Annotated in this window: 4 protein-coding genes; 2 read left to right on the plus strand and 2 right to left on the minus strand. The window is 61.5% G+C overall.

All coding sequences use genetic code 11. From position 1 onward, the window contains the following. Together VEK15_11465 and VEK15_11470 are read right to left on the minus strand one after the other, a co-directional pair. A partial coding sequence (locus VEK15_11465; GenBank protein HXV61305.1) for a nuclear transport factor 2 family protein occupies window positions 1-458 on the minus strand: 458 nt, incomplete at its 3' end. Then, window positions 455-1057, minus strand: coding sequence for an NUDIX hydrolase (locus VEK15_11470; protein HXV61306.1), 603 nt, complete (start codon window positions 1055-1057; stop codon window positions 455-457). The genes VEK15_11465 and VEK15_11470, both read right to left, overlap by 4 nt. Before the next feature lie 139 nt (window positions 1058-1196). Between VEK15_11470 and VEK15_11475 the strand changes: the two genes are divergently transcribed. Together VEK15_11475 and VEK15_11480 are read left to right on the plus strand one after the other, a co-directional pair. Beyond that, a complete protein-coding gene (locus VEK15_11475) occupies window positions 1197-2177 on the plus strand; it encodes a threonine/serine dehydratase (GenBank protein HXV61307.1) in 981 nt (326 codons plus the stop codon). Between the two features lie 296 nt (window positions 2178-2473). Next, window positions 2474-2893: a PIN domain-containing protein gene (locus tag VEK15_11480; protein HXV61308.1), complete on the plus strand. Its 420-nt coding sequence runs from the start codon at window positions 2474-2476 to the stop codon at window positions 2891-2893. Window positions 2894-3097: the final 204 nt, after the last annotated feature.

The raw sequence follows: 3097 nt of genomic DNA on the forward strand, positions 1-3097 counted from the left end.
GGATCCGGCGCTCCGGTGTCGAGCACGACGCGGAACTTTCCCGACTCATCGCGGCGCCAGATGCTCACGTACTTTCCCGTCTCGGTGACTGGATTGCCGTCGGCATCGATCCGCTGCCGGCGGTAGGTTCCATGCGTGTAGCCGAAATCGCCTGACGGACCCGCTTCGGCAAAGACCGGTTCCCATTCCAGGGTGTTGCCGTCTTTCCCGATGCCGGCCATCGCCTCGCGGATGGCGTCATGGCCCTGGATGATCGGGCCCGGGCCGAACATCTTTCCATCCTCGGCAAACGCCTCGACCCATCCCTCGACGCCCCGAGCCGCAGTCTCGCGAGCGAAGGCACGGTCGGCCTCCATGAGCTCCCCCTTCACTGCCTCGAGATCCACGGGAGCCGCTCGACAAGCGATAGAGCCAAACCCTGCCGTAACGAAGCAAGCGAGCGAGACGATTCTTCTCATCGGGGTTCTCCAGCCGGTGCGAGAGCTAGCCAATAGAGGGCGCTCACGACGAGAGAGTGCGTGATCCGGCCCTCGCGAAGAAGACGAGGGAGCTCCCGGCGCGGGTATCGAACGACCCGCAGATCCTCGGTCTCATCCGGTCTCGGTTCCTGCGCGAGCCAGGCATTCTCAGCGAGAAAACTGAAGCACCGGTTAGGCTGTATCGCCGGGTTGGGGTGGACGACACCGAGCGGAACGATCGAATCGGACCGGTAGCCCGTCTCCTCCTCCATTTCGCGTGCGGCGGCGGCGAGCGGAGATGCGTCCGAAGCGTCGATCATGCCGCCAGGGACCTCGAGACTTACCTCGTCGGTGCCATGACGGTAGATCTCGAGAAAGACGATCTCGTCCTCCGCCGTAACCGGTACGATGTTCACCCAGTCCACGGAGTCGATGATGTAGAAATCGTGCTCTCGACCGCGCTCGGCCGCACGCTGTTTACGGGCACGTTGCAGGGAGAAGATGGGAGTTTCCAGGAGGAGCTCGCGATCGAGCGTTTTCCAGTCGTGGCTCAAGAGGAGAGCCGCTCCCGAGCGTCCGTCACAATCTAAAGCTCCCACTCCGCATTGCTCTACCCGAGTCGATGAACGCCGAGCCTCTCTCTATCCTTGTGGATCCCCGCGCGGGGCGGCCGTATCTGTCCGGCGGTCATCATACCAGTCGAGCCGAGTCGCAAACAATTGCTAGAATGACGACAACTTGTCCAGTCCAGCCCAGGCGGTGAAGCCGCTCGTTCGGGAGGAGCTCGAAGAAGCACGCCGAGCGATCCACGGACTCGTTCACCGAACACCGCTTCTCTCTTCGCGGTCGGTGAGCGAAAGCTGCGGGCTCGAGATCTGGCTGAAGGCGGAGAACCTCCAGAAGACTGGGTCGTTCAAGCCACGCGGCGCTTTCAACAAGCTGTTGCACGTCGATGTTCGCGAACGGGAGCGAGGCGTCGTCACCGCTTCCGCGGGGAATCACGGTCAGGCTCTCGCCTATGTCGCGCGCCATCTTCACATTCCTGCCTTCATCGTGATGCCTGAGACCGCCAACGCCAGCAAAGTGGCCGCGGTCCGGTCCTACGGCGCGGAGGCCATACTCCGGGGAAGGGTCTGGGACGACGCCTACGCCTACTCTCTCGAGCTCGGACGCGAGAGGGGCCTGATGCACGTCCACCCGTTCAAGGATTCTTTCATCATGGCCGGACAAGGCACGATCGCCCTCGAGATCCTGGAAGACTTGCCCGATTTGACCGCTGTCATCGTCCCGATCGGCGGCGGCGGTCTCATCGGCGGCATCGCATCGGCAATGAAGCTCCACCGGCCCGAGGTCCAGGTCATTGGAGTCGAGGCGGAGGGCGCGGCCAACATGTATCGAAGCCACGGTGAGGGGCGAGCCGTCGAGCTCGACGAGGTGAGCACGATCGCCGACGGGCTCGCGACGAAGCATACCGACCCTGACGTCTTCGCCCTCCTCGAGACCGTGGTGGATGATTACGTCACGGTGTCGGACGACGAGCTGCGCGAAGCGATCCGCTTTCTCCTCGAACGAGCGAAGCTCCTCACCGAGCCGTCAGGAGCGGCCGGTGCTGCCGCGGCGCTCACCGGCAAGCTTCACGTTCCCACGGGAGCGAAGACCGCAATCGTGCTCGGCGGCGGCAACTTCGACGTGAAGGGCAAAATGACGATTTCCATTTGAGAGATTGCCCAGGCAATTCGTCGGACTTGGCGAGATCTCGTGCTACACTGATATCGTGTAGCACGGATGGCAGCACATGGCCAATTTGACGATAACAGTTGACGAAGGCGTCCTACGCAAGGCGCGCATACGGGCGCTCGCCCAAGGAAAGTCGGTAAACGCCATTCTCGCAGAGTACCTGAGATCCTATGCGGATCTTCACGCCGCACAGGTGGAGGCAACGCGCGCACTTATCAGGCTGTCACGAAAGTCGAAGAGCGCCCGCGGTGGGCGGCGGTGGACGCGAAACGAGCTCCATGAGCGATAGAGTATTCGTCGATACCAACGTTCTCGTTTACCTTTTCGACTCCGACCAACCAGAGAAACAAGACAGCGCCAGGAATCTCCTGAATCGGCTGGTCAAGGAAGCGACGATTGTCGTGAGCACCCAGGTGCTCCAGGAGTTCTACGTGACGGTCACGATGAAGCTGGCCGAACCGCTTCCTCCGCAAGACGCCATCGATGCGACCAGAGGGATTTCGGCTTATCACGTCGTTCAAGTGGACCCTTCGCTGATTTTCGCCGCGATTAAGCTGCACGAAGAAGAGGGGACTTCTTTCTGGGACGCGATGATCATTCGCGCCGCGTTGGAATCGGGCTGCGAGTTGTTGATGAGCGAGGACATGCAGCATGGACGGCGATTCGGGAATTTGACCGTCGACAACCCCTTCCGTTAGGTCTCAGTGCTTTGCGTCTGTGCGACTCAGCGCCTAGCGTCGAATCTTACCTACCAGCCTCGCACCGGACGCCACTCGTCGACGACGCTTTTACCACGCAGGACGTGGTATCGATCGAAGAGTGCCGCCGCTAGGCACGAATGATTGGGCACGATCCGGAGCTTCGTACCGATTCCGAAGCGATGGGGCGCGAGCGGCTCTTCT

It is taken from the genome of Vicinamibacteria bacterium, from assembly GCA_035620555.1.
In the GTDB taxonomy this organism is placed as follows: Bacteria; Acidobacteriota; Vicinamibacteria; order Marinacidobacterales; family SMYC01; genus DASPGQ01.